Consider the following 24,907-nt stretch of genomic DNA (forward strand, 5'->3'; position numbering starts at 1 on the left):
TAAAATCCTTAAGTCTAAAGTACAGCTATGAGTAGTATTCAACAAAACATTGAACATATCACCTCTCAAATTCGACACGACGAACAAAAGTGCGGTCGTTCTCCAGAGTCAGTGCAACTTCTAGCAGTAAGCAAAACTAAACCTGTCGAGGCAATTCTCGAAGCTTACCAAGCTGGCCAAGAGGCGTTTGGTGAAAACTACGTCCAAGAGGGCGTCAGTAAAGTTCAGCACTTTGCCGAGCATTATCCAGATAATCGAATCGAATGGCACTTCATTGGTCCAATTCAATCCAATAAATCACGCCCTGTTGCTGAACATTTCGATTGGGTTCACACCATCGATCGCGCTAAGATCGCTCAGCGCCTCAATGACCAACGCCCAAGCGAGCTAAAACCGCTACAAGTTCTGATTCAAGTTAATACCAGTGGTGAAGAATCAAAATCTGGCGTCGCCGATGCAGAAATATTCGAGCTGGCTGAGTTGATTTCTCGCCTGCCAAACCTCACGTTAAGAGGGTTGATGTCGATTCCTGCCAACGAGCCAGATTACAAATCACAACTTCGCGCATTCAAACAACTTGAGGAGCTAAAGCAAAAACTAGCTCAGCAATACCCAGATGTCGACACGCTGTCCATGGGGATGAGCGGTGACATGGATGCAGCCATCGAAGCAGGTAGCACCATGGTGCGCATCGGCACGGCGATTTTTGGCGCGCGCGACTACAGCAAACAGCAATAAAAGCGACTCGTTGTTAGACACTGTGAATTTGAGTCTGACCGCCTTTCTTTAGGCAGTCATAGCAAAGTGGTGCAATTATACACATGAGCGCACAACAAATTGTAAGAATTTATATTTGGAAATCAGACATATGGAACATAAAAAGATTGCCTTTATCGGCGCAGGAAACATGGTGCGTGCGATTGTTTCTGGTCTTGTAGCAAATGGCTACCCAGCACAGAACATCATTGCAACCGCCCCATCAGAGACGCGTCGCCAACCTCTTGAGCAAGACTTTGGCATCCGTACCACCAGCGATAACATCGCAGCCGCGACAGAAGCGGATGTTGTGGTATTGTCTGTGAAACCACAAATGATGGAAGACGTGTGTAAACCACTGCAATCTATCGACTTCAGTGACAAACTGGTTATCTCCATCGCTGCGGGCATCAACTGTTCACGTTTGGATGGCATGCTAGCGACTAAGCTCAACTTGGTTCGCGTGATGCCAAATACACCATCGCAACTTGGTTTGGGCATGAGTGGTCTTTATGCGCCTGAACATGTGCAAGAAAAAGATAAAGCTTTCGCGGCAGAGCTAATGCAAGCCTGCGGTAAGGTATGCTGGGTTGAACAAGAATCTGGCATCAATAACGTAATTGCAGCGGCAGGCAGCGCACCGGCTTACTTCTTTCTGTTTATGGAAGCGATGCAAGCAGAAGCGATTGCTCAAGGTTTCGATAAAGACACGGCTCGCACGCTAGTGCAACAATCCGCACTTGGTGCAGCAAGTATGGTGGTAGAAAACCCACAAACTGAGCTTTCTACACTGCGCGAGAACGTCACATCAAAAGGCGGCACAACGGCAGAAGCACTACGTACGTTCAACGAGCACCAACTGTCTGATATTGTGGCGAAAGCAATGCAAGCTGCGGTTGCTCGCGCTGAAGAAATGGAAAAACTGTTTTAATGACTTGAGTGATACCCACTCTGTGTCACTCACTTACTTGTTAAGGGTACCTTATGAATTCAATGAGTTTTCTCATCTCAACCCTATTTGACCTGTACATCATGGTCGTGATTTTGCGTATTTGGTTGCAAGCTGCTCGTGCAGATTTCTACAACCCATTCTCGCAGTTTATCGTCAAAGCAACCCAACCGGTTGTAGGACCGCTGCGCCGTTTGATCCCATCCATCGGCAGCATCGACCTAGCGACGGTACTGTTCGCTTACGTACTGTGTGTGCTTAAGTTTGTTGCGCTGATCCTGATCGCTTCTAGCGGGTCAGTTTCATTCAGCATGGATTTCCTATTCCTAGGCTTATTGTCTCTGATGAAGGCTGCTGGCGGCTTGTTGTTCTGGGTACTACTGATCCGCGCAATCCTGAGCTGGGTTAGCCAAGGTCGCAGCCCTATCGAATACGTATTCCACCAGCTAACTGAACCAATGCTAGCACCAATCCGCCGCATCATTCCTGCAATGGGTGGCTTCGATTTAAGCGTGCTTGTGTTGTTCATCGGCCTACAATTCGCTAACTTCCTAATGGGCGACATGATTGGTCCTATCTGGTATCAACTATAATGTCAGAAGCAGTTTGGCATGATGGCGAGGATGTGGTGCTTCGGCTCTACATCCAACCAAAAGCAAGCCGCGACAAGATCGTCGGCTTGCATGGTGAAGAGCTCAAAATTGCCATCACCGCGCCGCCTGTCGATGGTAAAGCGAATGCGCACTTAACCAAGTTTTTAGCCAAACAATTTAAAGTTGCTAAAGGTTTGGTTCACATAGAAAAAGGTGAACTGGGACGTCATAAACAAATTCGGATAGAATCCCCAGTGCAAATACCTACAGAAATTAAAGCCATCATTTGATGGCTTTTTATTTACGAAATTCGTACCAATAATAAAGTGTCCGATTCGAGGAAGTGATAATGAGCAAATGGATTACCGCCCTACTGATCAGCCTGTTGTCTTTACCAAGCATGGCAGGTCAGTTCAAAACCATGAAAGACATCGAGGTCCACTACATCGCGTTTAACTCAACCTTTTTAACTCCCAAGATCGCCCGTAGCTACGACATCAAGCGTAATGGCTACAATGCAGTACTGAACATCAGCGTGATCGATAGTGCCTCTCTGGGTAAGCCAGCCGTTGAAGCAGAAATCAGTGGGCAGGCAAAGAACCTTATCGGTCAAACGCAAAAGCTCACCTTCCGTGAAGTGAAAGAAGGCGATGCGATTTACTACCTAGCTGAGCTCGGTATCACCAACGAAGAAACTTTTACCTTCGATATTGACGTTAAAGCTGGAAACAAAGGCTCAGGTAAGCTTAAATTCACCCAGAAATTTTATGTCGAAGAGTAATTAGGTTGCGATGATCTAAAAGCTTTTAGAACATCATAACCCTAGAACTAATTTAATCAGGGAGAACACTGCGTTCTCCCTTTATCGCTACAGAAAGAGACGACCATGAAAAAGATAGTGCTAGCAACAGGCAACCAAGGCAAAGTTCGTGAGATGGCAGATCTGCTGTCTGACTTCGGTTTTGAAGTATTGGCGCAAAGTGAATTCAACGTATCTGAAGTAGCAGAAACTGGCACGACTTTCATCGAAAACGCGATCATCAAAGCTCGCCATGCAGCACAAGAAACGGGTCTTCCTGCGATTGCGGACGACTCTGGCTTAGAAGTTGATTTCTTGAAAGGCGCTCCGGGCATTTACTCTGCACGCTATGCGGGTGAAAAGGCCTCTGACCAAGAGAACCTAGAGAAGCTACTTAAAGCAATGGAAGGCGTACCAGAAACAGAGCGCACCGCTCGTTTCCACTGTGTATTGGTTTTGATGCGTCACGAGAACGATCCAACCCCTATCGTTTGTCACGGTAAGTGGGAAGGTCGCATTCTAACTGAAGCACATGGTGAAAATGGCTTTGGCTACGACCCAATCTTCTTCGTACCTGAAGACAACTGCGCGTCTGCCGAACTTGAGCCAGCACGTAAAAAACAACTGTCTCACCGCGGTAAAGCACTCAAATCGTTGTTTGCTCAACTGTCTGAGCAAGTGTCTCAGTAATCACGAGCGAATTAGACCATGCTAACGCCCCCTGCACTGAGCTTGTATGTACACATCCCATGGTGTGTACAAAAGTGCCCGTATTGCGACTTTAACTCTCACGCGCTCAAAGCCGAGATCCCAGAAGAAGAGTACATCAATGCCCTTCTTGAAGATTTGGATACCGACATTGAGAAATACCGTCTTAACGAAGCGCCACGTCCACTGCATTCAATCTTCATTGGTGGTGGTACGCCGAGTTTGATTTCGGCAGAAGGCATCGAGCGTCTACTTAAAGGTATTGAAGCGCGTATTCCGTTCAAGCCTGAAATCGAAATCACCATGGAAGCTAACCCAGGCACCATTGAAGCAGAGCGTTTTGTTGGCTATCGCAAGGCTGGTGTAACGCGAATCTCTATCGGCGTGCAAAGCTTTGAACAACAGAAGCTGGAGCGTTTGGGGCGTATTCACGGTCAAGACGAAGCCGTCAATGCTGCTAAGCTGGCGCACCAAATCGGTTTGAACAGCTTTAACCTCGATCTCATGCACGGTTTACCTGATCAAAGCATCGAACAAGCCTTGGCAGATTTGGATAAAGCGATTGAGTTGGCGCCGCCGCACCTCTCTTGGTATCAGCTGACCATCGAACCAAACACCATGTTCTACTACAAGCCACCGACTCTGCCAGATGACGATGACTTGTGGGATATCTTCGAACAAGGACATGAGAAGCTGGCAGCAGCAGGTTACGTGCAATACGAGATTTCAGGTTACAGCAAGCCGGGCTATCAGTGTCAGCACAACCTGAACTATTGGCGCTTTGGTGACTACCTTGGCATTGGTTGCGGCTCACACGGTAAGCTGAGCTTTGCTGATGGTCACATCGTCCGTACCACTAAGGTCAAGCACCCACGTGGCTATCTGATGGCATACCAAAACATGGTGAAGCCGTACTTGGATAGTGAACAGCTTGTGGCTGATGAAGATCGTCCGTTTGAGTTCTTTATGAACCGCTTCCGCTTAATGGAGGCGTGCCCGAAACAAGACTACATCGATACGACAGGTCTGCCGTTGAGCTCAATTCAAGAGACTATCGATTGGGCGCTTGAGATGGGTTACCTGAGTGAAACCGAGACTCACTGGCAAATTACCGAGAAAGGTAAGCTGTTCCTCAATGATTTGCTCGAAGCCTTTATGGCGGAAGAGGAATAAGAAAGGGAATCGAGATTCGGAAACGGACTGGGTCCTTCGAGAAACAGAATGTATGGCTACATTTACCTAGGCAGAAACTAAAAGGGTTGGCGCTCAAACGCCAACCCTTTCTTTTATTCGTAACAACACTTATCTAAAGCGAAGCGTTCCTAAGTCCCGAATCCACAAGGACGAAGTCCGTTCCCATATCCAAGTGCAAAGCGCTTTTAAAAAATCGAACGACCAATGCGCTCGGCAAGCAGCTCAAGCGCTTTAGTACCAGCGAGTGAGTTACCAGATGCATCAAGCTCTGGAGACCAAACAGCAATCGTCATTTCACCCGGAACGACAGCGATGATGCCACCGCCAACACCAGACTTACCCGGCATACCAACGCGGTAAGCAAATTCACCAGCACCATCGTACAAGCCACAAGTTGCTAGCAATGCATTCAACTGCTTGGTTTGCGTTGGTGACACGACAGGCTTACCCGTTTGTACCGACGTGCCTTTATTGGCTAAGTAGCTAAAGGTCTTCGCCAGATCGACACAGCTCATCTTCAACGCACAAGCATGAAAGTAGTTTTGCAGAACGGGGATAACCTCGTTCTCGAAGTTACCAAATGAACGCATCAAGTACGCAATCGCAGCGTTGCGGTCGCCATGCATCATTTCAGACGCGGCAACCACTTTGTCGTACACAATATGAGTGTCACCAGATAGCTGACGAGCAAATTCCAATAGACGCTGACGCGGCGCAGAGAGACGGCTTTGCAGCAAATCAGCTACCACAATAGCACCGGCGTTAATGAACGGGTTACGTGGAATGCCCTGCTCCATCTCTAACTGGATCATCGAGTTAAACGCCTGACCAGAAGGCTCTTTACCTACACGACACCAGATCTCTTCTTGCTTGTACAAGCACATTGCCAGAGTCAGGCTCAACGCTTTTGAGATCGACTGAATCGAAAACGACTCTTCTGCATCGCCCGCTTTAATCACTTCACCTTCATTGGTGTATACCGCGATACCCAGCTTAGTATTGGGTACTTTTGCCAATGCGGGAATGTAGTCGGCCACTTTGCCTTGGCCAATTAATGGGCGAACTTCCGCCAGAATGTCTGTCAAAATTTGCGCTGTAGGTTTCATCTGCTACCTTCTTGTCACAAGAACCCAAATAGCTGAGTTCAGAGGTAAAAAAAGCCAACGCGGACGTTGGCTTTTCCATGGAATTTACTCGACTCAAGTCGATTATGGTTTTATTGCCACAATGATGTTGCGGTTGATGGATTGATCAACACGGTGAAGATAACCGATGTAAGGCTCTTCTGAAAGTACCTTCCACCCTTGCTCTTCAAATAATGCCGCCACGTCTTTCCACTTCAAGGTGAATTCGTTGAAAGACAGCACCACAGAACCTTGCTTCTTCAGCACCACTTTCCATGCAGGCAGAGCCTCTTTTAGAAGCTCCAGTGGGCTGCGGTTCAGTTTGCTGTCTTTGGCATTTTTGCTGCCGTGCTGCACGCCGTAAGGCAAGTCAGACACCATCACATCTACTGAGTTCTTCTTCACAACTTGGTCTGCAATACGCGTATCTGATGAGTACAGCTTCATTGTTTGAAGATTACCTTTGTTGTAATCGTCTTTGTCCGCTGCTGCCTCAACCACGAAGCCATCTGCCACTTTTTTACCACCAGAAGTGCGCTTTTCTTTGCTCACTTTGTGCTTAAAGCGACCGTTCTTCATAAACTTAACGATGAAGGTTTGGATCTCTTGAACCCATTTCTGGTTGATCTCAACACCCACAACGTTCAAGCCGTGGATCAAACCTTCAAACAGTGTTGTACCTTTACCACACATAGGATCCATCAGCGTCAATTGCGCACTACCCGTGTTGGCAGCACTGACGCCTAGGTTCACCATCAAACGCGTAAACTGCTCGTTTGTTTTACCTGTGTAACGCAGGATCTGACTCATGCTCTCAGGGAAAGTATTGAATGCAGGCGCCTGAATTGGACGTAATAAGCCATCTTCACGCACTTCAAATAGCGCGTAGTAGATAGATGACGCAGCAATCTTGCCGGCCTGTGCTTCACTTAGTTCGGTTTCGCAAGAGAACACAAGTGCAGCAGGAAGACCCACGTCTTTGTTGCCAATTTCAGTTACTTCAACACCTTCCGACGCTAAAATCGCTTTCAGCTCAGAACATGCAATCGTCATTGCGCTATCAAAGTAAATACGGTTATGACCCGGATTCGCTAATATCGCGTAGTGGTACATCTACTGGCTCCTTAAGCAGTACGCTTGAATTTGATATCCCACACACCGTGGCCTAGACGGTGACCGCGAGCTTCAAATTTAGTCAGTGGACGCTCTTCTGGACGAGGAATGAAGTCGCCTTCTTCAGCGATGTTTTCGAAACCAGGTGCTTGGTTCATGATTTCAATCATGTGCTCAGCGTAGTTTTCCCAGTCTGTCGCCATGTGGAAGACACCTTCATTAAGGATAAGCTTCTGACGAACCATTTCAGCGAACTCAAGCTGTACGATACGACGCTTGTGGTGACGCTTTTTGTGCCATGGATCTGGGAAGAACAGTTGTAGCGTTGCTAGGCTGCCATTCGGGATCATGTGTTCGAATACTTCTACCGCATCGTGACACATTACACGTAGGTTCGTGATACCCGCTTCGCGAGCATCTGCAAGACAAGCACCAACGCCTGGGCTATGAACTTCGATACCGATGAAATTTTTCTCTGGCGCGTTCTTTGCCATTTCAACCAATGAAGCACCCATACCAAAGCCGATCTCAAGCACTACTGGGTTATCGTTGCCAAACACTTCTTTCCAATCAAGAATTTCTGCTTTGTAGTCGATACCCATTGTTGGCCAGCACTCGTTCATCGCATTTTCTTGGCCCTTAGTTAGACGACCTTCGCGACGCACGAAACTGCGGATTTTACGGATCATTTTACCGTCTTCGTTGTATTCGTTAGTGGTTACTTCACTCATTGATTTTGCCTGCACATTGATTAATCAAAGCGGGGATTATCCAAAGAATTCACTTAGGTGCAAGTATTTGTTGAGCTATCGGACTATGGCAGCCCAAAAGCAAACAAACCAGACACAATATCCCCACAGTTTATCTGTTGTACTTACACCACAATCTGTGGTGCAATTTTGCTCCTAACCAATAATAGAATACAGAGCAAGTCGTGACACCTTTCGCCAGTGCCATCTTAGAATGGTATGACGCATATGGAAGAAAAGATCTTCCGTGGCAACAAAACAAGACCGCTTATAGTGTCTGGTTGTCTGAAATCATGCTTCAGCAAACTCAGGTCACTACGGTTATTCCTTATTACCAACGCTTTCTGGAGCGCTTCCCGACCGTGGTCGATCTTGCCAATGCTGAGCAAGATGAAGTGTTGCACCTTTGGACCGGCTTAGGTTATTACGCACGTGCTCGTAACCTTCATAAAGCCGCAAAAGAGGTCGCCCATAAATACAATGGTGAGTTTCCTCTAGACCTAGAGCAGATGAATGCCCTACCGGGGATTGGTCGCTCCACCGCCGCTGCGGTTCTTTCGTCTGTCTATAAACAGCCACATGCGATATTAGACGGTAACGTAAAGCGCACACTTTCACGCTGTTTTGCCGTGGATGGATGGCCGGGACAAAAAAAAGTCGAAAATCAATTGTGGGAGATCGCAGAAACGCACACGCCACAAACAGACGTCGACAAGTACAACCAAGCCATGATGGATATGGGTGCCATGATGTGTACCCGCAGTAAGCCTAAATGCACCTTGTGTCCGGTCAACGAACTTTGTGTAGCAAAGAAACAAGGTAATGTGCTTGATTACCCAGGTAAGAAGCCGAAAAAAGACAAGCCGGTTAAGCAGACACGTTTCGTTATGCTGCACCACAAAAATGGTGATAGTCACGAAGTGTGGCTAGAACAAAGACCGCAGACAGGTATTTGGGGCGGGCTATTTTGCTTCCCGCAAACCGAGCATATTGATGTAGAGAGCGATATTGAGTTACTACTGGAACAACGTGGTATTCAAGCCAACGATATTAGACATCGAGAAACTCTGATTACGTTTCGTCATACATTCAGCCATTACCATCTCGATATCACACCGATTTTGATTGACCTGTCAAAGCAACCCAATGTGGTGATGGAAGGTAACAAAGGTCTTTGGTATAACTTATCTAAACCTGAAGAAGTCGGTTTAGCTGCACCAGTAAAACTACTACTGGAAGCACTACCCCACGAACTTCGTTAATTAATTGCAAGGAGTCATTATGAGCCGCACTGTTTTTTGTGCTCGACTAAAGAAAGAAGGCGAAGGTCTAGACTTTCAACTTTACCCAGGTGAACTAGGTAAACGCATTTTCGATAACATCTCGAAAGAAGCTTGGGCTCAGTGGCAGCACAAACAAACTATGTTGATCAACGAGAAGAAGCTCAACATGATGGATCCTGAACATCGCAAACAACTTGAGACCGAAATGGTGAATTTCTTGTTCGAAGGTAAAGATGTTCACATCGAAGGCTACACGCCGCCAAGCGAATAAAGCAAACTTGCTTTAAAACAATGACATCACAACCAGCCTTGTGGTGTCATTTTTATATTAGAGCCCACAAAGCCATCTCAATAGTTATGAAAAAAATTGCCTTTATTGCTACCGCACTCTTAATGGCAGGTTGTAGCCGCGAATTCGTCGAGCAAATTTACGACGTCAATTACGAGCCAACCAACCGTTTTGCCAACAACCTAGCAGAACTGCCGGGACAGTTTGAAAAAGACACCGATGCTCTCGATGCACTGATCAGCAGCTTCTCTGGCAACATTAAAAAGCGCTGGGGCCAACGTGAAGTTAAAGTCGCAGGTAAAAGCAATTACGTAAAATACATCGATAACTACTTGAGTCGTGCAGAAGTCGACTTCCAAAAAGGTGTGATTACCATCGAAACGGTTTCTCCAACAGAGCCACAAAAACACCTTAAGAACGCCATTATCACCACACTTTTAACGCCAGATGATCCGGCTAGTGTCGACTTGTTCTCTTCTAAAGAGATTAAATTGGAAGGCCAGCCCTTTCTTTACAATCAAGTTGTCGATCAAGACAAAAAGCCCATTCAATGGTCATGGCGCGCGAATCGCTTTGCCGATTACTTGATTGCTAATCAAGTTAAAACCAAAGATGTCGACTTTAAGAAAGCGTATTACGTGGAAATCCCAATGGTAGAAGACCACTTCTCACAGCGTAGTTACCAATACGCAGACATTGTGCGTCGTGCCTCGAAGAAATACGACATCCCTGAAGATTTGATTTATGCCATCATCAAAACCGAAAGTAGCTTTAACCCATACGCAGTAAGCTGGGCTAATGCGTATGGATTGATGCAGGTTGTGCCGAAAACAGCTGGCCGTGATGTATTCAAGCTGGTGAAGAACCGTTCTGGGCAACCAAGCCCTGAATATTTGTTTAATCCAGAAAATAACATTGATACTGGAACGGCTTACTTTTACATCCTTAAAAACCGTTATTTGAAAGATGTACAGCACCCAACCTCGTTGGAGTACAGCATGATTTCTGCTTACAACGGCGGAACTGGTGGTGTTTTAAACACTTTCCATCGAACTGATCGCAAACGTGCGATGCAAGATTTAAATTCTTTGCAGCCAAACCAAGTTTATTGGGCACTAACCAAGAAACACCCGAACGCAGAAGCACGTCGTTACCTAGAAAAAGTTACAAATTTCAAAAAGGAATTTAACGCAGGGTAAACTTTTTTCCGACAGTTGAATAAAAAGCGTTCGAACAACCACTTTTTTGAAATTATTTAAAAAAAGTGGTTGACGCAAAGCAGGAAAATCCGTTTAATAGCGCTCCGTTGCCCGGATAGCTCAGTCGGTAGAGCAGAGGATTGAAAATCCTCGTGTCGGTGGTTCGATTCCGCCTCCGGGCACCACAATTTAAAATTGTTGGTGCTTAGCACGAACAGTTAAAAAGAAAACGGTACGCCGACTTAGCTCAGTAGGTAGAGCAACTGACTTGTAATCAGTAGGTCACCAGTTCGATTCCGGTAGTCGGCACCATTCTTTTGCCTCGATAGCTCAGTCGGTAGAGCAGAGGATTGAAAATCCTCGTGTCGGTGGTTCGATTCCGCCTCGAGGCACCATATTTGGTGCGCTTGCTTAGAGTAAGACACAAAACAGAATAGTTCCTCCTTAGCTCAGTTGGTAGAGCGACGGACTGTTAATCCGCAGGTCACTGGTTCAAGTCCAGTAGGAGGAGCCAAATTCTAGAGTTTCATGTAAATGAGATTCTAAAAAAGAAGAGTTTACTCTTCAAAAAAGAAAACGGTACGCCGACTTAGCTCAGTAGGTAGAGCAACTGACTTGTAATCAGTAGGTCACCAGTTCGATTCCGGTAGTCGGCACCATTCTTTTGCCTCGATAGCTCAGTCGGTAGAGCAGAGGATTGAAAATCCTCGTGTCGGTGGTTCGATTCCGCCTCGAGGCACCATATTTGGTGCACTTGCTTAAAGCAAGACACAAACAGAATAGTTCCTCCTTAGCTCAGTTGGTAGAGCGACGGACTGTTAATCCGCAGGTCACTGGTTCAAGTCCAGTAGGAGGAGCCAACTTTGAAAGCCAAGTCTTCGGACTTGGCTTTTTTCTTATCTGCAATTCTAAAATCTCCCTCTACTTTCACTTCCCTCCCTTCCTTTACTATCAATCCCCTCTCGAAACTTCGTTATAAACTCAGACACCATTGATAAAAAACACTTATTTCACGCTAAAAATTTAATCTAAATCATAGTTTCAGCACGACCGCATAGGCGCTTGTATACAAGTTCAATATGATGAATTTATTATTACGCCCCCTAATAAGCTATGCATTGCATAGTACGTAACACGCCTTGTGAGCTAACTATGAAATTAAAAACTCAAGCCTATTTATTATCTGCAATCATATTGGTTGCCCTGCTTGCTCTAACCGCGACAGGTCTATGGACACTGCGCGTAGCAAGTAATCTTGATAACAAAGCTCGAGTTACTGAGCTATTTAAGAGTGCCTACAGCATTCTGACTGAAGTTGAACAAATGGCCGTGGAAGGCAAGATGCCAGAAGATGAAGCCAAAGCGCTGGCGACCCGCCTACTTCGTAACAATATCTACAAAGACAACGAATACGTTTATGTTGCAGACGAGAACATGATTTTCGTGGCGGCACCGCTTGATCCGCAACTGCACGGTACCAGTTTCCACGATTTCCGCGATGGTGATGGCAACAGTGTCGGCCAATTGATTTTGGATGTACTGGGCCGTAAGACAGGTCAAATCGTTGAATACACCTGGACACAGAAACAACCAGATGGAACGGTCGAAGAAAAGCACTCTATCGCAGAGAAAACACCACATTGGAACTGGGTGGTAGGCACTGGTATCGGGTTTAATGAAGTCAATGCTCGCTTCTGGTCAACGGCGCACTGGCAGCTGGCACTGTGTTTAGCGATTGCAGGCGCGATTCTAAGCGGCCTAATTATCTCTATCCGTAAAATGCTTAATCTACTCGGCGGCGAGCCAAATGACGTACGTGAAGCGGTTCAAGCCGTTGCTCAGGGAGATATCCAAGCCAGCTTTGAACACACAGCCCCTAAAGACAGCATCTATGGCGCAGTGCAAGAGATGAGTCAATCTCTGGCTAAGATGGTAACGAACCTAGACGAATCAATGCGCGCATTACGTTCAGAGCTATCAGCCGTAGAGTCTCGCTCTAATTCGATCGCTGATCTAACCATGTCTCAGCAGCAGTCGACGGCAATGATCGCAACAGCGATGACAGAAATGGCTTCTTCAGCTAACCATGTTGCAAGCTCGGCAAGTGACACTGCACATAACACCGATGAAGCAGACAAACAAAGCCAACACACGCAATCATTGATCCATAGTACGGTAGATAATATTCAAGGCTTGGCTACTCAGCTAAATACGGCCAGCAAAGCGGTTGCGGATCTTGACCAAGATGTAAATAGCATCGTGAAAGTTCTCGACGTAATCGGCGATATTGCTGAGCAAACTAACCTACTGGCGTTGAATGCCGCCATTGAAGCAGCTCGTGCAGGTGAACAAGGTCGAGGCTTTGCGGTAGTAGCAGATGAGGTGCGAAACCTAGCAGGACGCACACAAGACAGCACAAAAGAGATTCAACAGATGATCTCTAACCTTCAAGAAGGTTCGCGCAATGCTATCCATACAATGGAAATCTGTGCCGAAACCAGTGAAAGCACGGTAACTGAGTCTATGAACGCCTCAGAAGCGCTACAACAAATAGTTACAGCTCTAGAGTCTATTACAGCCATGAGTCAACAAATTGCTACGGCTGCAGCGGAACAAACGCAAGTGAGTGATGACATTGCACACCGCATTAACCTGATTGAAGAAAGTGGTAGTCAGCTAAATGCGGTAGTAACAGAGAGTCAATCAAGCACGCAAACATTGGCATCTTTAGCGGATGAACTTGAAGGTTGGGTGAACAAGTTCTCAGTAAAGCACTAGTTTAAAGTCAATTGTTCAATAAAAAGCACGTTTTCAGACGTGCTTTTTTGTTTTTATCGCCTTTATTCTGAAGGTGAGCGCCCTATCATTATTAAAACAGCGCTTAAAACATGGCGCATTGCTGCTCAAAATGCATAAAAACAGCCCACTCCGAGCACAAATTCATCAAACGATATTTTATTTTAATTTTATTGTTGACCTGAAAGCCGAAAAGCCTTTTAATACACCTCGTCGCCCGGATAGCTCAGTCGGTAGAGCAGAGGATTGAAAATCCTCGTGTCGGTGGTTCGATTCCGCCTCCGGGCACCACAATTTAAAATTGTTGGTGTCTAACACGAACAATAGAAAGAATAACGGTACGCCGACTTAGCTCAGTAGGTAGAGCAACTGACTTGTAATCAGTAGGTCACCAGTTCGATTCCGGTAGTCGGCACCATTTATTCTTAAACAAGATAATTCCTCCTTAGCTCAGTTGGTAGAGCGACGGACTGTTAATCCGCAGGTCACTGGTTCAAGTCCAGTAGGAGGAGCCATATTTCTGTTAGTAAGTCGATTACTTATTAACGAAAATGTGCCGACTTAGCTCAGTAGGTAGAGCAACTGACTTGTAATCAGTAGGTCACCAGTTCGATTCCGGTAGTCGGCACCATTTATTCTTAAACAAGATAATTCCTCCTTAGCTCAGTTGGTAGAGCGACGGACTGTTAATCCGCAGGTCACTGGTTCAAGTCCAGTAGGAGGAGCCAAATTAGAAGAAGCCGCATCACTTGATGCGGTTTTTTTGCATCTGAAGAAAACTCGCAGCTCCCCTCTTCATCCCACTTTATCTCAATAAACAAAAAAGCCAGGTGATATACCTAGCTTTCTCTTTTGTATCGTCTCTAGACAGAAGGCTAGCTCAAACCACCAAGGCAGATGTACTTCGTCTCTAGATACTCATCCATGCCTTGTTTAGCCCCTTCACGACCAATGCCTGATTCTTTGATCCCACCAAAGGGGGCCACTTCCGTAGAGATAATTCCTTCATTTACCCCCACCATGCCATATTCCAAACCTTCACTAAATTTGATGATGCGCTTCAAGCTGTCGGTGTAGAAGTAACAAGCTAAACCATATTCTGTGTCGTTCGCCATCGAGAGCACTTGTTCATCGGCATCAAAACTAATAACTGGCAGAACTGGGCCAAACAGCTCTTGTTGCACGATCGCCATGCCCTGTTCCACATTATCTAAGATAACAGGCTCCATAAAGCGCCCAGAGCATTTTTGAGGCTGGTTAAGCATCGTTGCTCCTTCTTGTACTGCCTGATCGATCACTGCCTCTAGACGATGCTTAGAAGCCATTGTGATCACAGGACCAAGGGTTGTATTTTCCTCAAGACCATTGCCGACCGTTAGGCTTCCCACTTTATCAAGAAGCTTAGTTAAGAACGCCTCTTTCACGCTCTGATGCACATACAAGCGGTTGGTACACACACAGGTTTGTCCGGCATTACGAAACTTAGACGCAATCAAGCCATTCGCTGCTGCTTCTAAATCTGCATCGTCAAAAACAATAAAAGGTGCGTTACCACCCAATTCCATAGAAGCGGCTTTAACCGTATCACTTGCCTGCTTCATTAAGATCTTACCGACACGTGTAGAACCAGTGAAAGAGATCTTCTTAATACGAGGATCGGTACTCAAAACGACACCAAACTCTGCAGCCTGTTCAGAAACAACAGTAGACAATAGAGCTTTAGGGATACCAGCCTGGTGAGCAAGCTCCACCACAGCCAGCGCAGTTAAAGGTGTTAATTCAGAAGGCTTAATGATCATCCCACACCCCGCAGACAAAGCAGGCGCCGCTTTTCGTGTGATCATTGCAATAGGGAAGTTCCATGGCGTAATCGCCGCACACACGCCGACAGGCTGTTTGATGGTAGAGAGACGTCTATCTACCGAAGGAGCAGGAATAACCTCACCATAGGCACGCTTAGCCTCTTCTGCGAACCATTCAACAAAAGATGCGCCGTATGCGACTTCTCCACGGCTTTCAGTAAGAGGTTTACCTTGTTCTAAAGTAATGATGTTCGCGATGTCTTCCGTATGCTCTACAAGCAATTGGAACCACTTTTTCAAGGAAGCGGAGCGTGCTTTAGCGCTGAGTTTTGCCCAGTCGAGCTGAGCCGATTTACACGCTTCTATTTGCACGTCTAACTCATCCAAAGAGCTAGGCTTTAAGCGAATCAGTTCTTGCTCAGTCGCAGGATTAATAACGGCAATCCCATCTTGAGAAGACAGGCTTTCGAATAAGACTCTTAGCGTTTCACTTTTTATCTGCTGCATCACTAGGTTGTACTCCCATAAGAACCTTTACTAGGTTAATCCTTCTGACAAATAAGAGTAAAGCAAACAAAGTTTTCTTCAGCGTAAATATGAGAAGTTATGACCCAGTTGGGTTAACTGGTGACGCCGATAAGAGAACGCCAACTGAGATAGCTACTATTGAAGAAGGTAACCAAAATGACGGAGTAGCTGTTCAAAAGGCTGGAATGCGTATACAGAGCCTTATCTGAATAAATGGTTAAGCTTGTAGACTACAGACAAAGCCTTGTGAGACTTAATTTCCAACAAGAGAAAATCATGTTCTCTAAAACGACAAAACCCAGTCCGGAGACTGGGTTTCTAAATAAGTGGCGGAGCGGCTGGGCTTGCACGCAATTGGACTCGCACACGAGCGGGACTCGTTGGCCGTAGACCAAAATAATAGCGCAAACGAAAAAGCCCTAGCATTTCTGCTAGGGCTTTGTCTGAATAAGTGGCGGAGCGGACGGGACTCGAACCCGCGACCCCCGGCGTGACAGGCCGGTATTCTAACCAACTGAACTACCGCTCCGCACTGGTTAGACTCTGGAGTCTAAATAAGAACCTGGCGATGTTCTACTCTCACATGGGGAAGCCCCACACTACCATCGACGCTACTTCGTTTCACTTCTGAGTTCGGAATGGAAGTCAGGTGGGTCCAAAGCGCTATGGTCGCCAAGCAAAATTCTTTACGTTTTGTTTTAAGCTTTAACTTAAAGCGTAAAACAAACAGTAAATGGTGCTGATACCCAGAATCGAACTGGGGACCTCATCCTTACCAAGGATGCGCTCTACCGACTGAGCCATATCAGCACATTATCTGTGTCCTTGAGGACTAAAAAAGCCCGCTTTTTCAAACGGGCTCTCTTAACTTTTGTCTTCACCTTCTTAGAAAGGTAAAAACTAAATTTAAAGCCTGGCGATGTCCTACTCTCACATGGGGAAGCCCCACACTACCATCGGCGCTAATTCGTTTCACTTCTGAGTTCGGAATGGAAGTCAGGTGGGTCCAAATCGCTATGGTCGCCAAGCAAATTCTTTAATTCGGAAAGCTGATTTTAAGTTCTATTTATACACATTCAATTCGTTCTTGCTTTGAGTCCATCAAAACCCCTTGGGTGTTGTATGGTTAAGCCTCACGGGCAATTAGTACAGGTTAGCTCAACGCCTCACAACGCTTACACACCCTGCCTATCAACGTTCTAGTCTCGAACAACCCTTTAGGATACTTAAAGTATCAGGGAAGACTCATCTCAGGGCTCGCTTCCCGCTTAGATGCTTTCAGCGGTTATCGATTCCGAACTTAGCTACCGGGCAATGCGTCTGGCGACACAACCCGAACACCAGAGGTTCGTCCACTCCGGTCCTCTCGTACTAGGAGCAGCCCCCTTCAATCTTCCAACGCCCACGGCAGATAGGGACCGAACTGTCTCACGACGTTCTAAACCCAGCTCGCGTACCACTTTAAATGGCGAACAGCCATACCCTTGGGACCGACTTCAGCCCCAGGATGTGATGAGCCGACATCGAGGTGCCAAACACCGCCGTCGATATGAACTCTTGGGCGGTATCAGCCTGTTATCCCCGGAGTACCTTTTATCCGTTGAGCGATGGCCCTTCCATTCAGAACCACCGGATCACTATGACCTGCTTTCGCACCTGCTCGAATTGTCATTCTCGCAGTCAAGCGGGCTTATGCCATTGCACTAACCTCACGATGTCCAACCGTGATTAGCCCACCTTCGTGCTCCTCCGTTACGCTTTGGGAGGAGACCGCCCCAGTCAAACTACCCACCAGGCACTGTCCGCAACCCCGATAAGGGGTCGACGTTAGAACATCAACACTACAAGGGTGGTATTTCAAGGACGGCTCCACTAATACTGGCGTACTAGTTTCAAAGCCTCCCACCTATCCTACACATGTAGGGTCAATGTTCAGTGCCAAGCTGTAGTAAAGGTTCACGGGGTCTTTCCGTCTAGCCGCGGGTACACTGCATCTTCACAGCGATTTCAATTTCACTGAGTCTCGGGTGGAGACAGCGTGGCCATCATTACGCCATTCGTGCAGGTCGGAACTTACCCGACAAGGAATTTCGCTACCTTAGGACCGTTATAGTTACGGCCGCCGTTTACCGGGGCTTCGATCAAGAGCTTCGACCGAAGTCTAACCCCATCAATTAACCTTCCGGCACCGGGCAGGCGTCACACCGTATACGTCATCTTACGATTTTGCACAGTGCTGTGTTTTTAATAAACAGTTGCAGCCACCTGGTATCTGCGACTCTCAATAGCTCCATCCGCGAGGGACTTCACCGTCGAGAGCGTACCTTCTCCCGAAGTTACGGTACCATTTTGCCTAGTTCCTTCACCCGAGTTCTCTCAAGCGCCTTGGTATTCTCTACCCGACCACCTGTGTCGGTTTGGGGTACGATTCCTTACAATCTGAAGCTTAGAGGCTTTTCCTGGAAGCATGGCATCAATGACTTCACTACCGTAGTAGCTCGACGTCGTGTCTCAGCCTTAAGAGAAACCGGATTTACCTAATCTCTCAGCCTACGCACTTGAACCTGGACAACCGTCGCCAGGCCCACCTAGCCTTCTCCGTCCCCCCATCGCAATTGTAAGAAGTACGGGAATATTAACCCGTTTCCCATCGACTACGCCTTTCGGCCTCGCCTTAGGGGTCGACTTACCCTGCCCCGATTAACGTTGGACAGGAACCCTTGGTCTTCCGGCGAGGGGGTTTTTCACCCCCTTTATCGTTACTCATGTCAGCATTCGCACTTCTGATACGTCCAGCATGCGTTACCACACACCTTCAACCGCTTACAGAACGCTCCCCTACCCAATGCACTAAAGTGCATTGCCGCAGCTTCGGTTTACTACTTAGCCCCGTTACATCTTCCGCGCAGGCCGACTCGACCAGTGAGCTATTACGCTTTCTTTAAATGATGGCTGCTTCTAAGCCAACATCCTGGCTGTCTGAGCCTTCCCACATCGTTTCCCACTTAGTAGTAATTTGGGACCTTAGCTGGCGGTCTGGGTTGTTTCCCTCTCCACGACGGACGTTAGCACCCGCCGTGTGTCTCCCGGATAGTACTTACTGGTATTCGGAGTTTGCAAAGGGTTGGTAAGTCGGGATGACCCCCTAGCCTTAACAGTGCTCTACCCCCAGTAGTATTCGTCCGAGGCGCTACCTAAATAGCTTTCGGGGAGAACCAGCTATCTCCAGGTTTGATTGGCCTTTCACCCCTAGCCACAAGTCATCCGCTAATTTTTCAACATTAGTCGGTTCGGTCCTCCAGTTGATGTTACTCAACCTTCAACCTGCCCATGGCTAGATCACCTGGTTTCGGGTCTATATCCAGAGACTGAACGCCCAGTTAAGACTCGGTTTCCCTACGGCTCCCCTAGATGGTTAACCTTGCCACTGAATATAAGTCGCTGACCCATTATACAAAAGGTACGCAGTCACACCACGAAGGTGCTCCTACTGCTTGTACGTACACGGTTTCAGGTTCTATTTCACTCCCCTCACAGGGGTTCTTTTCGCCTTTCCCTCACGGTACTGGTTCACTATCGGTCAGTCAGTAGTATTTAGCCTTGGAGGATGGTCCCCCCATATTCAGACAGGATATCACGTGTCCCGCCCTACTCGATTTCACTTTAAATGCGTTGCCGGTTACGGGGCTATCACCCTGTATCGCACAACTTTCCAGAAGTTTCACCTGACGCATAAAAAGCTTAAGGGCTAGTCCAATTTCGCTCGCCGCTACTTTCGGAATCTCGGTTGATTTCTTTTCCTCGGGGTACTTAGATGTTTCAGTTCCCCCGGTTCGCCTCGCTGCGCTATGTATTCACGCAGCGATACTAGCTTATGCTAGTGGGTTTCCCCATTCGGAAATCCCAGACTCAAATGGTTTTTACTACCTAATCTGGGCTTATCGCAAGTTAATACGTCCTTCATCGCCTCTGACTGCCAAGGCATCCACCGTGTACGCTTAGTCACTTAACCATACAACCCGAAGGAGTTTCGAATTGAAGTTAAACAACCAAAGTTGCTATCTCATTATTTGAATGAGCGAGATAGCTTTCGATTTTGCCGGACTCAAATATGTTTCGTTTTACTTAAACAGTAAAACAAAACCCAAGAACACTTGAATGTGTTGTTTGGAGTATTCAATTAAGAATACTTTGAGAACTTTACAAACAAACTTAAAAGTTTGTTTTGTCAGCTTTCCAAATTGTTAAAGAGCTAGATTTTCTAATGAAAACCATTTTTAAAAGCACTCATCGAATGCGCTTAAAGATGGTGGAGCTAAGCAGGATCGAACTGCTGACCTCCTGCGTGCAAGGCAGGCGCTCTCCCAGCTGAGCTATAGCCCCATCAAGGTGTCGATACTGTATGCCAATTCCTTGGGAAGGGAATTGGTGGGTCTGAGTGGACTCGAACCACCGACCTCTCGCTTATCAGGCGAACGCTCTAACCACCTGAGCTACAGACCCAGTATCGTCTCTTTTTCGTATAAACCGTATCAATCTGTGTGGACACTCATCGTGAGTAATCATCGTGTAAGGAGGTGATCCAGCGCCAGGTTCCCCTAGCGCTACCTTGTTACGACTTCACCCCAGTCATGAACCACAAAGTGGTAAGCGTCCTCCCGAAGGTTAAACTACCTACTTCTTTTGCAGCCCACTCCCATGGTGTGACGGGCGGTGTGTACAAGGCCCGGGAACGTATTCACCGTGGCATTCTGATCCACGATTACTAGCGATTCCGACTTCACGGAGTCGAGTTGCAGACTCCGATCCGGACTACGACGCACTTTTTGGGATTCGCTCACTCTCGCAAGTTGGCTGCCCTCTGTATGCGCCATTGTAGCACGTGTGTAGCCCTACTCGTAAGGGCCATGATGACTTGACGTCGTCCCCACCTTCCTCCGGTTTATCACCGGCAGTCTCCCTGGAGTTCCCGACATTACTCGCTGGCAAACAAGGATAAGGGTTGCGCTCGTTGCGGGACTTAACCCAACATTTCACAACACGAGCTGACGACAGCCATGCAGCACCTGTCTCAGAGTTCCCGAAGGCACCAATCCATCTCTGGAAAGTTCTCTGGATGTCAAGAGTAGGTAAGGTTCTTCGCGTTGCATCGAATTAAACCACATGCTCCACCGCTTGTGCGGGCCCCCGTCAATTCATTTGAGTTTTAATCTTGCGACCGTACTCCCCAGGCGGTCTACTTAACGCGTTAGCTCCGAAAGCCACGGCTCAAGGCCACAACCTCCAAGTAGACATCGTTTACGGCGTGGACTACCAGGGTATCTAATCCTGTTTGCTCCCCACGCTTTCGCATCTGAGTGTCAGTATCTGTCCAGGGGGCCGCCTTCGCCACCGGTATTCCTTCAGATCTCTACGCATTTCACCGCTACACCTGAAATTCTACCCCCCTCTACAGTACTCTAGTCTGCCAGTTTCAAATGCAATTCCGAGGTTGAGCCCCGGGCTTTCACATCTGACTTAACAAACCACCTGCATGCGCTTTACGCCCAGTAATTCCGATTAACGCTCGCACCCTCCGTATTACCGCGGCTGCTGGCACGGAGTTAGCCGGTGCTTCTTCTGTCGCTAACGTCAAATAATGCAGCTATTAACTGCACTACCTTCCTCACGACTGAAAGTGCTTTACAACCCGAAGGCCTTCTTCACACACGCGGCATGGCTGCATCAGGCTTGCGCCCATTGTGCAATATTCCCCACTGCTGCCTCCCGTAGGAGTCTGGACCGTGTCTCAGTTCCAGTGTGGCTGATCATCCTCTCAGACCAGCTAGGGATCGTCGCCTTGGTGAGCCCTTACCTCACCAACTAGCTAATCCCACCTAGGCATATCCTGACGCGAGAGGCCCGAAGGTCCCCCTCTTTGGCCCGTAGGCGTTATGCGGTATTAGCCATCGTTTCCAATGGTTATCCCCCACATCAGGGCAATTTCCTAGGCATTACTCACCCGTCCGCCGCTCGACGCCGTTATCGTTCCCCGAAGGTTCAGATAACTCGTTTCCGCTCGACTTGCATGTGTTAGGCCTGCCGCCAGCGTTCAATCTGAGCCATGATCAAACTCTTCAATTTAAGATTTTGTTCGGCTCAATGAATACTGAACATTACATAAGTAATGTTTGAATTGACTGTGCTGAATCTTTCGATTCAATGGTCACTTCGTTTCATTGAAACCTAATTTGAAGCCGAAGCTTCTAATTGGATTATCATCAACGAGTGCCCACACAGATTGATAGGTCTATATTTTTAAAGAGCTTGCTTATCAAGAAGTTTTTCTCTCAAAGCGGAGGTGCATTCTAACGAGATAATTGAGAGTGTCAAACACTTTTTCAACTAATTTTTCGTAGAAGCTTTTTACCTCTCCGACTCTGCTGAAGCCTTATGGCGTCTGCCGTGTCGATGGATGCGCATTATAGGGAGAAGATTTTCTTTGGCAATACTAAAAATGCATTTTTTCTAAAAAAACATGCCAAATGGATACTTTCCATCCAACCTTAAAATTACCCAGTAATAAAACTCAGGATCTCTACAATTTACCCACAAAAAGCTGTGGATAACTACTCATCACTATCGAAGAAGTAAGAAATGCGTGAACGCGGATTGAGGTACTCTTTGATTTTTTCCGGCAATTTAGATGGATGAATCGCATTAACTATTTTTATATCCTTTGATGCAAGGTCAATAATTGGCGCTTGAGTTCTTGGAACCTCTGGATCGTAGACCAGTACATTCGGAAACAATAGATGAGATGCATTCACTGAGATAACCAAACCCACCATATTATTAGAAAGCTGAACCACAGTCCCTGGAGGGAACACCCCCATAAACTTAATTAAGATATTAAGGTTCTCTTCTTTATATAGGTGTTTGCAGTTCTTATATAAGTGGGAAAGTGCCGTATATGGGATTTTTTGCTCAGCAGGAACCGGGGTATGGCACAGATTATCAAAAGCCTTAGCTACAATAATCACTTGTGCAAGTTCATCAATCTCATCTCCTTTTAGACCTTCAGGGTAACCTGAGCCATCACGAAGCTCGTGATGCTGTACTATTACCGTCTTTGCACTTTCTGGAAAGCCTTCAATCTGATTAGCCATATCTAAGCCATACTTGGTGTGCAGCTTTAGATAGTTGCTTTCAGGTTCACTGAGGGGAACTTGCTTCCTTAATATGGCTGTTGGAATTTTGATTTTGCCCATATCATGGAACAAAGCCGCAAAAGAAAGCGCTTTGAGTTGCTCTGCAGATTAACCCTTAGCTCGCCCAATCATCATCGCAATAACAGCAACGTTAAGAGAGTGGAAATAGATACCTTCAAATTCATTCTTTCCGCTCATCAAATGAAGAGTCACATTGTCATCACACATTAACTTCTCAACGATATCATCGATGAGTTGCTTCGCTTCCCCTACTGCATCAGTAGGACGGTTGCGAATCTTGGTCATAACTGAACGCATGCGAGCAAGCGAGCGTTCGAATTCTTTTTCACATTGGATGACGCGACGACGATAAGCACTCAGCTTTTCAATTCGCTTTTGTTTTTCTTGCCATAGTTTTTGCGCTTCAAGATCTAACGCATGGTCTTGCTTTATTTCTGCTTGAGGTTGATTCGCCGGTAAAGGGGAGGCATCGCTTTGATCAGGACTAAAATATACGAACTTCACGCCAAGATGACGGATCATCTCCACTTGTTCTTGGTCTTTAATTTTGAAGCTGTTGAGTAGAAACGGGTGATCGTTCCACTTTAGCGGAAGACGGATATGTAACCCGGGCTGAATACGATCCACTGTAAGTTTAATTGCTGCCACTGTTCCACTGCTGATAAGAGTTTGATGATAAGCATCTAATACTATTAGATTTTATAAATGAATTCACCAATAAGGGGAGTGAATAAAGCAGCTCTGTGCATGCCATCAACAAACTTGCAAAGATTAGAGTTAGAAATAGAGTTACGAAAGTGTTCGGTCTGCTTTACGAAGTTTTAGTTCCGCTTCAAATACTGGCTTGGTATGTAATTGCTGGTCTTTAATTAAACCCATTAACGTTTGTACAGCGACTCTTGCCATATCACTGATAGGAAAATGAACAGCTGATACCGTAGGGTAGAGACTTTCACATAAATCCACACTATCGAAACTTACTAATGAGATTTGCTCTGGTACTGATATGCGTTTTTCATGCAAGAACTGCATTGCTCCGACCGTCATCTCTTCACTACATGAAAACACAGCCGTCACTTCAGGATGTCGATGATAAATAGCGGCCATTGCGTCATAGCCACTTTGACGTCCGTAATTGCCTTCTTCACACCAGCTCTCGTCTATATCAATACCAGCAGTTTTCATCGCATCAACATAGCCGAGCTTTCTCAATAAACTGTTATGACGTTGAGAGGGGCCTGTGATACAGGCAATATTTTTATGACCACCAGCAATTAAATGTTCAACGGCAATTCGGCTGGCGTGGTGATGGTTGAAGGTGACGCAACGCTCCTCTAGGCCTTCGACATAACGATCGAGCAACACAAATGGTGTTGGCAGCTTTGCAAGTTCTCGCAAGTCATCATCAGATAGGTAACGACTGTGAAGCACGTAGCCATCGCAACGTAGGTCATTAAAGCGTTGGATCGCTTCTCGTTCCCCTTCAGCAGAATGGTGGCCTTGCGCAGTAATCAGAAATTTCTTATGCATGTCCAATTCGGTCTGCACTTGTTCCATCATCTCACCAAAGAATCCACCCGTGTAGTAAGTAACCAAGAGGCCGACCATGTTACTAGATGAAGTCGCCAGTGAACGAGCAATAGCGCTTGGGCGATAGTTAAGCTCCGCCATAGCAGCTTCAACTTTCTTTCTCGTCTCATCGCGGAACTTGCCTTCCCCATTAATAATGCGAGACACGGTGGAACGGTTTACTCCCGCAAGTTCGGCTACATCTTTTATCCTTGCCATAATACAACTAGATCCAACTACTTATG

At 46.7% G+C, this 24,907-nt stretch carries 16 protein-coding genes, 16 tRNA genes, 4 rRNA genes and 1 pseudogene; 23 read left to right on the plus strand and 14 right to left on the minus strand.

What is annotated here, in order from left to right:
• The first annotated feature begins 27 nt into the window (after positions 1-27).
• From A8140_RS13560 to hemW, 7 genes are all read left to right on the plus strand, one after another.
• Entirely contained in the window at positions 28-738 is a 711-nt protein-coding gene (locus tag A8140_RS13560; RefSeq protein WP_005534918.1) for a YggS family pyridoxal phosphate-dependent enzyme, read from the plus strand.
• Positions 739-868: 130 nt separating this feature from the next.
• On the plus strand, positions 869-1,687 hold the full coding sequence (proC, locus tag A8140_RS13565; RefSeq protein ID WP_005534920.1) for a pyrroline-5-carboxylate reductase: 819 nt from the start codon (positions 869-871) through the stop codon (positions 1,685-1,687).
• A 53-nt stretch (positions 1,688-1,740) separates the two neighbouring features.
• A complete protein-coding gene (locus tag A8140_RS13570; protein WP_005534922.1) occupies positions 1,741-2,298 on the plus strand; it encodes a YggT family protein in 558 nt (185 codons plus the stop codon).
• Positions 2,298-2,588: a DUF167 family protein YggU gene (gene yggU, locus A8140_RS13575; RefSeq protein WP_005425805.1), complete on the plus strand. Its 291-nt coding sequence runs from the start codon at positions 2,298-2,300 to the stop codon at positions 2,586-2,588. Before A8140_RS13570 ends, yggU begins: the two co-directional genes overlap by 1 nt.
• Before the next feature lie 59 nt (positions 2,589-2,647).
• On the plus strand, positions 2,648-3,079 hold the full coding sequence (locus A8140_RS13580) for a DUF4426 domain-containing protein (RefSeq protein WP_005534924.1): 432 nt from the start codon (positions 2,648-2,650) through the stop codon (positions 3,077-3,079).
• 105 nt (positions 3,080-3,184) lie between these two features.
• The gene (locus A8140_RS13585) at positions 3,185-3,787 is read left to right on the plus strand and encodes an XTP/dITP diphosphatase (RefSeq protein WP_005534926.1); all 603 of its coding nucleotides are present in this window, start codon (positions 3,185-3,187) and stop codon (positions 3,785-3,787) included.
• A gap of 18 nt (positions 3,788-3,805) precedes the next feature.
• Complete coding sequence (hemW, locus tag A8140_RS13590; protein WP_005534928.1) at positions 3,806-4,978, plus strand: radical SAM family heme chaperone HemW; 1,173 nt, start codon at positions 3,806-3,808, stop codon at positions 4,976-4,978.
• Positions 4,979-5,184: 206 nt separating this feature from the next.
• Here hemW and glsB read toward each other — a convergent pair whose 3' ends face one another.
• The 3 genes from glsB to trmB form a co-directional block, all read right to left on the minus strand.
• Positions 5,185-6,105, minus strand: coding sequence for a glutaminase B (glsB, locus tag A8140_RS13595; RefSeq protein ID WP_005425799.1), 921 nt, complete (start codon positions 6,103-6,105; stop codon positions 5,185-5,187).
• A gap of 102 nt (positions 6,106-6,207) precedes the next feature.
• A complete protein-coding gene (locus A8140_RS13600) occupies positions 6,208-7,236 on the minus strand; it encodes a TRM11 family SAM-dependent methyltransferase (protein ID WP_005534930.1) in 1,029 nt (342 codons plus the stop codon).
• A gap of 11 nt (positions 7,237-7,247) precedes the next feature.
• Positions 7,248-7,967 (minus strand): tRNA (guanosine(46)-N7)-methyltransferase TrmB, encoded by a 720-nt coding sequence (gene trmB, locus A8140_RS13605; protein WP_005534932.1) that lies wholly within the window; start codon positions 7,965-7,967, stop codon positions 7,248-7,250.
• A gap of 203 nt (positions 7,968-8,170) precedes the next feature.
• On the opposite strand from trmB, the gene mutY reads away from it, so the two are divergent.
• The 16 genes from mutY (at position 8,171) to A8140_RS13685 (ending at position 14,280) form a co-directional block, all read left to right on the plus strand.
• On the plus strand, positions 8,171-9,247 hold the full coding sequence (gene mutY, locus A8140_RS13610) for an A/G-specific adenine glycosylase (RefSeq protein WP_005534934.1): 1,077 nt from the start codon (positions 8,171-8,173) through the stop codon (positions 9,245-9,247).
• Positions 9,248-9,266: 19 nt separating this feature from the next.
• Positions 9,267-9,539 (plus strand): oxidative damage protection protein, encoded by a 273-nt coding sequence (locus tag A8140_RS13615; protein WP_005425792.1) that lies wholly within the window; start codon positions 9,267-9,269, stop codon positions 9,537-9,539.
• Between the two features lie 86 nt (positions 9,540-9,625).
• Positions 9,626-10,756 (plus strand): membrane-bound lytic murein transglycosylase MltC, encoded by a 1,131-nt coding sequence (gene mltC / locus A8140_RS13620; RefSeq protein WP_038863707.1) that lies wholly within the window; start codon positions 9,626-9,628, stop codon positions 10,754-10,756.
• Positions 10,757-10,865: 109 nt separating this feature from the next.
• A tRNA-Phe gene (locus A8140_RS13625) sits at positions 10,866-10,941 on the plus strand.
• Between the two features lie 51 nt (positions 10,942-10,992).
• A tRNA-Thr gene (locus tag A8140_RS13630) sits at positions 10,993-11,068 on the plus strand.
• Between the two features lie 7 nt (positions 11,069-11,075).
• A tRNA-Phe gene (locus A8140_RS13635) sits at positions 11,076-11,151 on the plus strand.
• A 43-nt stretch (positions 11,152-11,194) separates the two neighbouring features.
• Positions 11,195-11,270, plus strand: a tRNA-Asn gene (locus A8140_RS13640).
• 69 nt (positions 11,271-11,339) lie between these two features.
• Positions 11,340-11,415, plus strand: a tRNA-Thr gene (locus A8140_RS13645).
• 7 nt (positions 11,416-11,422) lie between these two features.
• Positions 11,423-11,498 (plus strand) — tRNA-Phe (locus A8140_RS13650).
• Between the two features lie 42 nt (positions 11,499-11,540).
• Positions 11,541-11,616: transfer RNA gene (locus A8140_RS13655), tRNA-Asn, on the plus strand.
• 292 nt (positions 11,617-11,908) lie between these two features.
• A complete protein-coding gene (locus A8140_RS13660) occupies positions 11,909-13,534 on the plus strand; it encodes a methyl-accepting chemotaxis protein (protein WP_005537198.1) in 1,626 nt (541 codons plus the stop codon).
• A gap of 233 nt (positions 13,535-13,767) precedes the next feature.
• Positions 13,768-13,843, plus strand: a tRNA-Phe gene (locus A8140_RS13665).
• Between the two features lie 51 nt (positions 13,844-13,894).
• Positions 13,895-13,970, plus strand: a tRNA-Thr gene (locus A8140_RS13670).
• A gap of 21 nt (positions 13,971-13,991) precedes the next feature.
• Positions 13,992-14,067 (plus strand) — tRNA-Asn (locus A8140_RS13675).
• Between the two features lie 40 nt (positions 14,068-14,107).
• Positions 14,108-14,183 (plus strand) — tRNA-Thr (locus tag A8140_RS13680).
• A 21-nt stretch (positions 14,184-14,204) separates the two neighbouring features.
• Positions 14,205-14,280: transfer RNA gene (locus A8140_RS13685), tRNA-Asn, on the plus strand.
• Between the two features lie 147 nt (positions 14,281-14,427).
• Here the strand turns inward: A8140_RS13685 and A8140_RS13690 are convergent.
• The 11 genes and pseudogenes from A8140_RS13690 to A8140_RS13740 all read right to left on the minus strand — a co-directional run bounded on the left by A8140_RS13690 (position 14,428) and on the right by A8140_RS13740 (position 24,881).
• The gene (locus tag A8140_RS13690) at positions 14,428-15,864 is read right to left on the minus strand and encodes an NAD-dependent succinate-semialdehyde dehydrogenase (protein WP_080619588.1); all 1,437 of its coding nucleotides are present in this window, start codon (positions 15,862-15,864) and stop codon (positions 14,428-14,430) included.
• Positions 15,865-16,334: 470 nt separating this feature from the next.
• Positions 16,335-16,411, minus strand: a tRNA-Asp gene (locus A8140_RS13695).
• A gap of 31 nt (positions 16,412-16,442) precedes the next feature.
• Positions 16,443-16,559 (minus strand): 5S ribosomal RNA (gene rrf, locus A8140_RS13700).
• A gap of 57 nt (positions 16,560-16,616) precedes the next feature.
• Positions 16,617-16,692: transfer RNA gene (locus A8140_RS13705), tRNA-Thr, on the minus strand.
• 101 nt (positions 16,693-16,793) lie between these two features.
• A 5S ribosomal RNA gene (gene rrf / locus A8140_RS13710) occupies positions 16,794-16,910 on the minus strand.
• 94 nt (positions 16,911-17,004) lie between these two features.
• Positions 17,005-19,894, minus strand: a 23S ribosomal RNA gene (locus tag A8140_RS13715).
• Between the two features lie 295 nt (positions 19,895-20,189).
• A tRNA-Ala gene (locus tag A8140_RS13720) sits at positions 20,190-20,265 on the minus strand.
• 43 nt (positions 20,266-20,308) lie between these two features.
• Positions 20,309-20,385, minus strand: a tRNA-Ile gene (locus tag A8140_RS13725).
• Between the two features lie 67 nt (positions 20,386-20,452).
• Positions 20,453-22,005: ribosomal RNA gene (locus A8140_RS13730) — 16S ribosomal RNA — on the minus strand.
• Together the 16S, 23S and 5S rRNA genes with 4 tRNA genes alongside form the textbook arrangement of a ribosomal RNA operon.
• A gap of 485 nt (positions 22,006-22,490) precedes the next feature.
• A pseudogene (locus tag A8140_RS13735) lies at positions 22,491-23,741 on the minus strand (HD-GYP domain-containing protein).
• Positions 23,742-23,882: 141 nt separating this feature from the next.
• Positions 23,883-24,881: a LacI family DNA-binding transcriptional regulator gene (locus tag A8140_RS13740; protein ID WP_005534243.1), complete on the minus strand. Its 999-nt coding sequence runs from the start codon at positions 24,879-24,881 to the stop codon at positions 23,883-23,885.
• Between the last annotated feature and the right edge of the window lie 26 nt (positions 24,882-24,907).

It is taken from the genome of Vibrio campbellii CAIM 519 = NBRC 15631 = ATCC 25920 (genome assembly GCF_002163755.1).
Lineage (GTDB): Bacteria > Pseudomonadota > Gammaproteobacteria > Enterobacterales > Vibrionaceae > Vibrio > Vibrio campbellii.

Coding starts and splice junctions, on each gene's coding strand:
- A8140_RS13600 (WP_005534930.1), bottom strand. CDS start 7,236: ATGTACCACTACGCGATATTAGCGAATCCGGGTCATAACCGTATTTAC.
- proC (WP_005534920.1), top strand. CDS start 869: ATGGAACATAAAAAGATTGCCTTTATCGGCGCAGGAAACATGGTGCGT.
- glsB (WP_005425799.1), bottom strand. CDS start 6,105: ATGAAACCTACAGCGCAAATTTTGACAGACATTCTGGCGGAAGTTCGC.
- yggU (WP_005425805.1), top strand. CDS start 2,298: ATGTCAGAAGCAGTTTGGCATGATGGCGAGGATGTGGTGCTTCGGCTC.
- trmB (WP_005534932.1), bottom strand. CDS start 7,967: ATGAGTGAAGTAACCACTAACGAATACAACGAAGACGGTAAAATGATC.
- A8140_RS13660 (WP_005537198.1), top strand. CDS start 11,909: ATGAAATTAAAAACTCAAGCCTATTTATTATCTGCAATCATATTGGTT.
- mltC (WP_038863707.1), top strand. CDS start 9,626: ATGAAAAAAATTGCCTTTATTGCTACCGCACTCTTAATGGCAGGTTGT.
- A8140_RS13560 (WP_005534918.1), top strand. CDS start 28: ATGAGTAGTATTCAACAAAACATTGAACATATCACCTCTCAAATTCGA.
- A8140_RS13570 (WP_005534922.1), top strand. CDS start 1,741: ATGAATTCAATGAGTTTTCTCATCTCAACCCTATTTGACCTGTACATC.
- A8140_RS13580 (WP_005534924.1), top strand. CDS start 2,648: ATGAGCAAATGGATTACCGCCCTACTGATCAGCCTGTTGTCTTTACCA.
- hemW (WP_005534928.1), top strand. CDS start 3,806: ATGCTAACGCCCCCTGCACTGAGCTTGTATGTACACATCCCATGGTGT.
- A8140_RS13740 (WP_005534243.1), bottom strand. CDS start 24,881: ATGGCAAGGATAAAAGATGTAGCCGAACTTGCGGGAGTAAACCGTTCC.
- A8140_RS13585 (WP_005534926.1), top strand. CDS start 3,185: ATGAAAAAGATAGTGCTAGCAACAGGCAACCAAGGCAAAGTTCGTGAG.
- A8140_RS13615 (WP_005425792.1), top strand. CDS start 9,267: ATGAGCCGCACTGTTTTTTGTGCTCGACTAAAGAAAGAAGGCGAAGGT.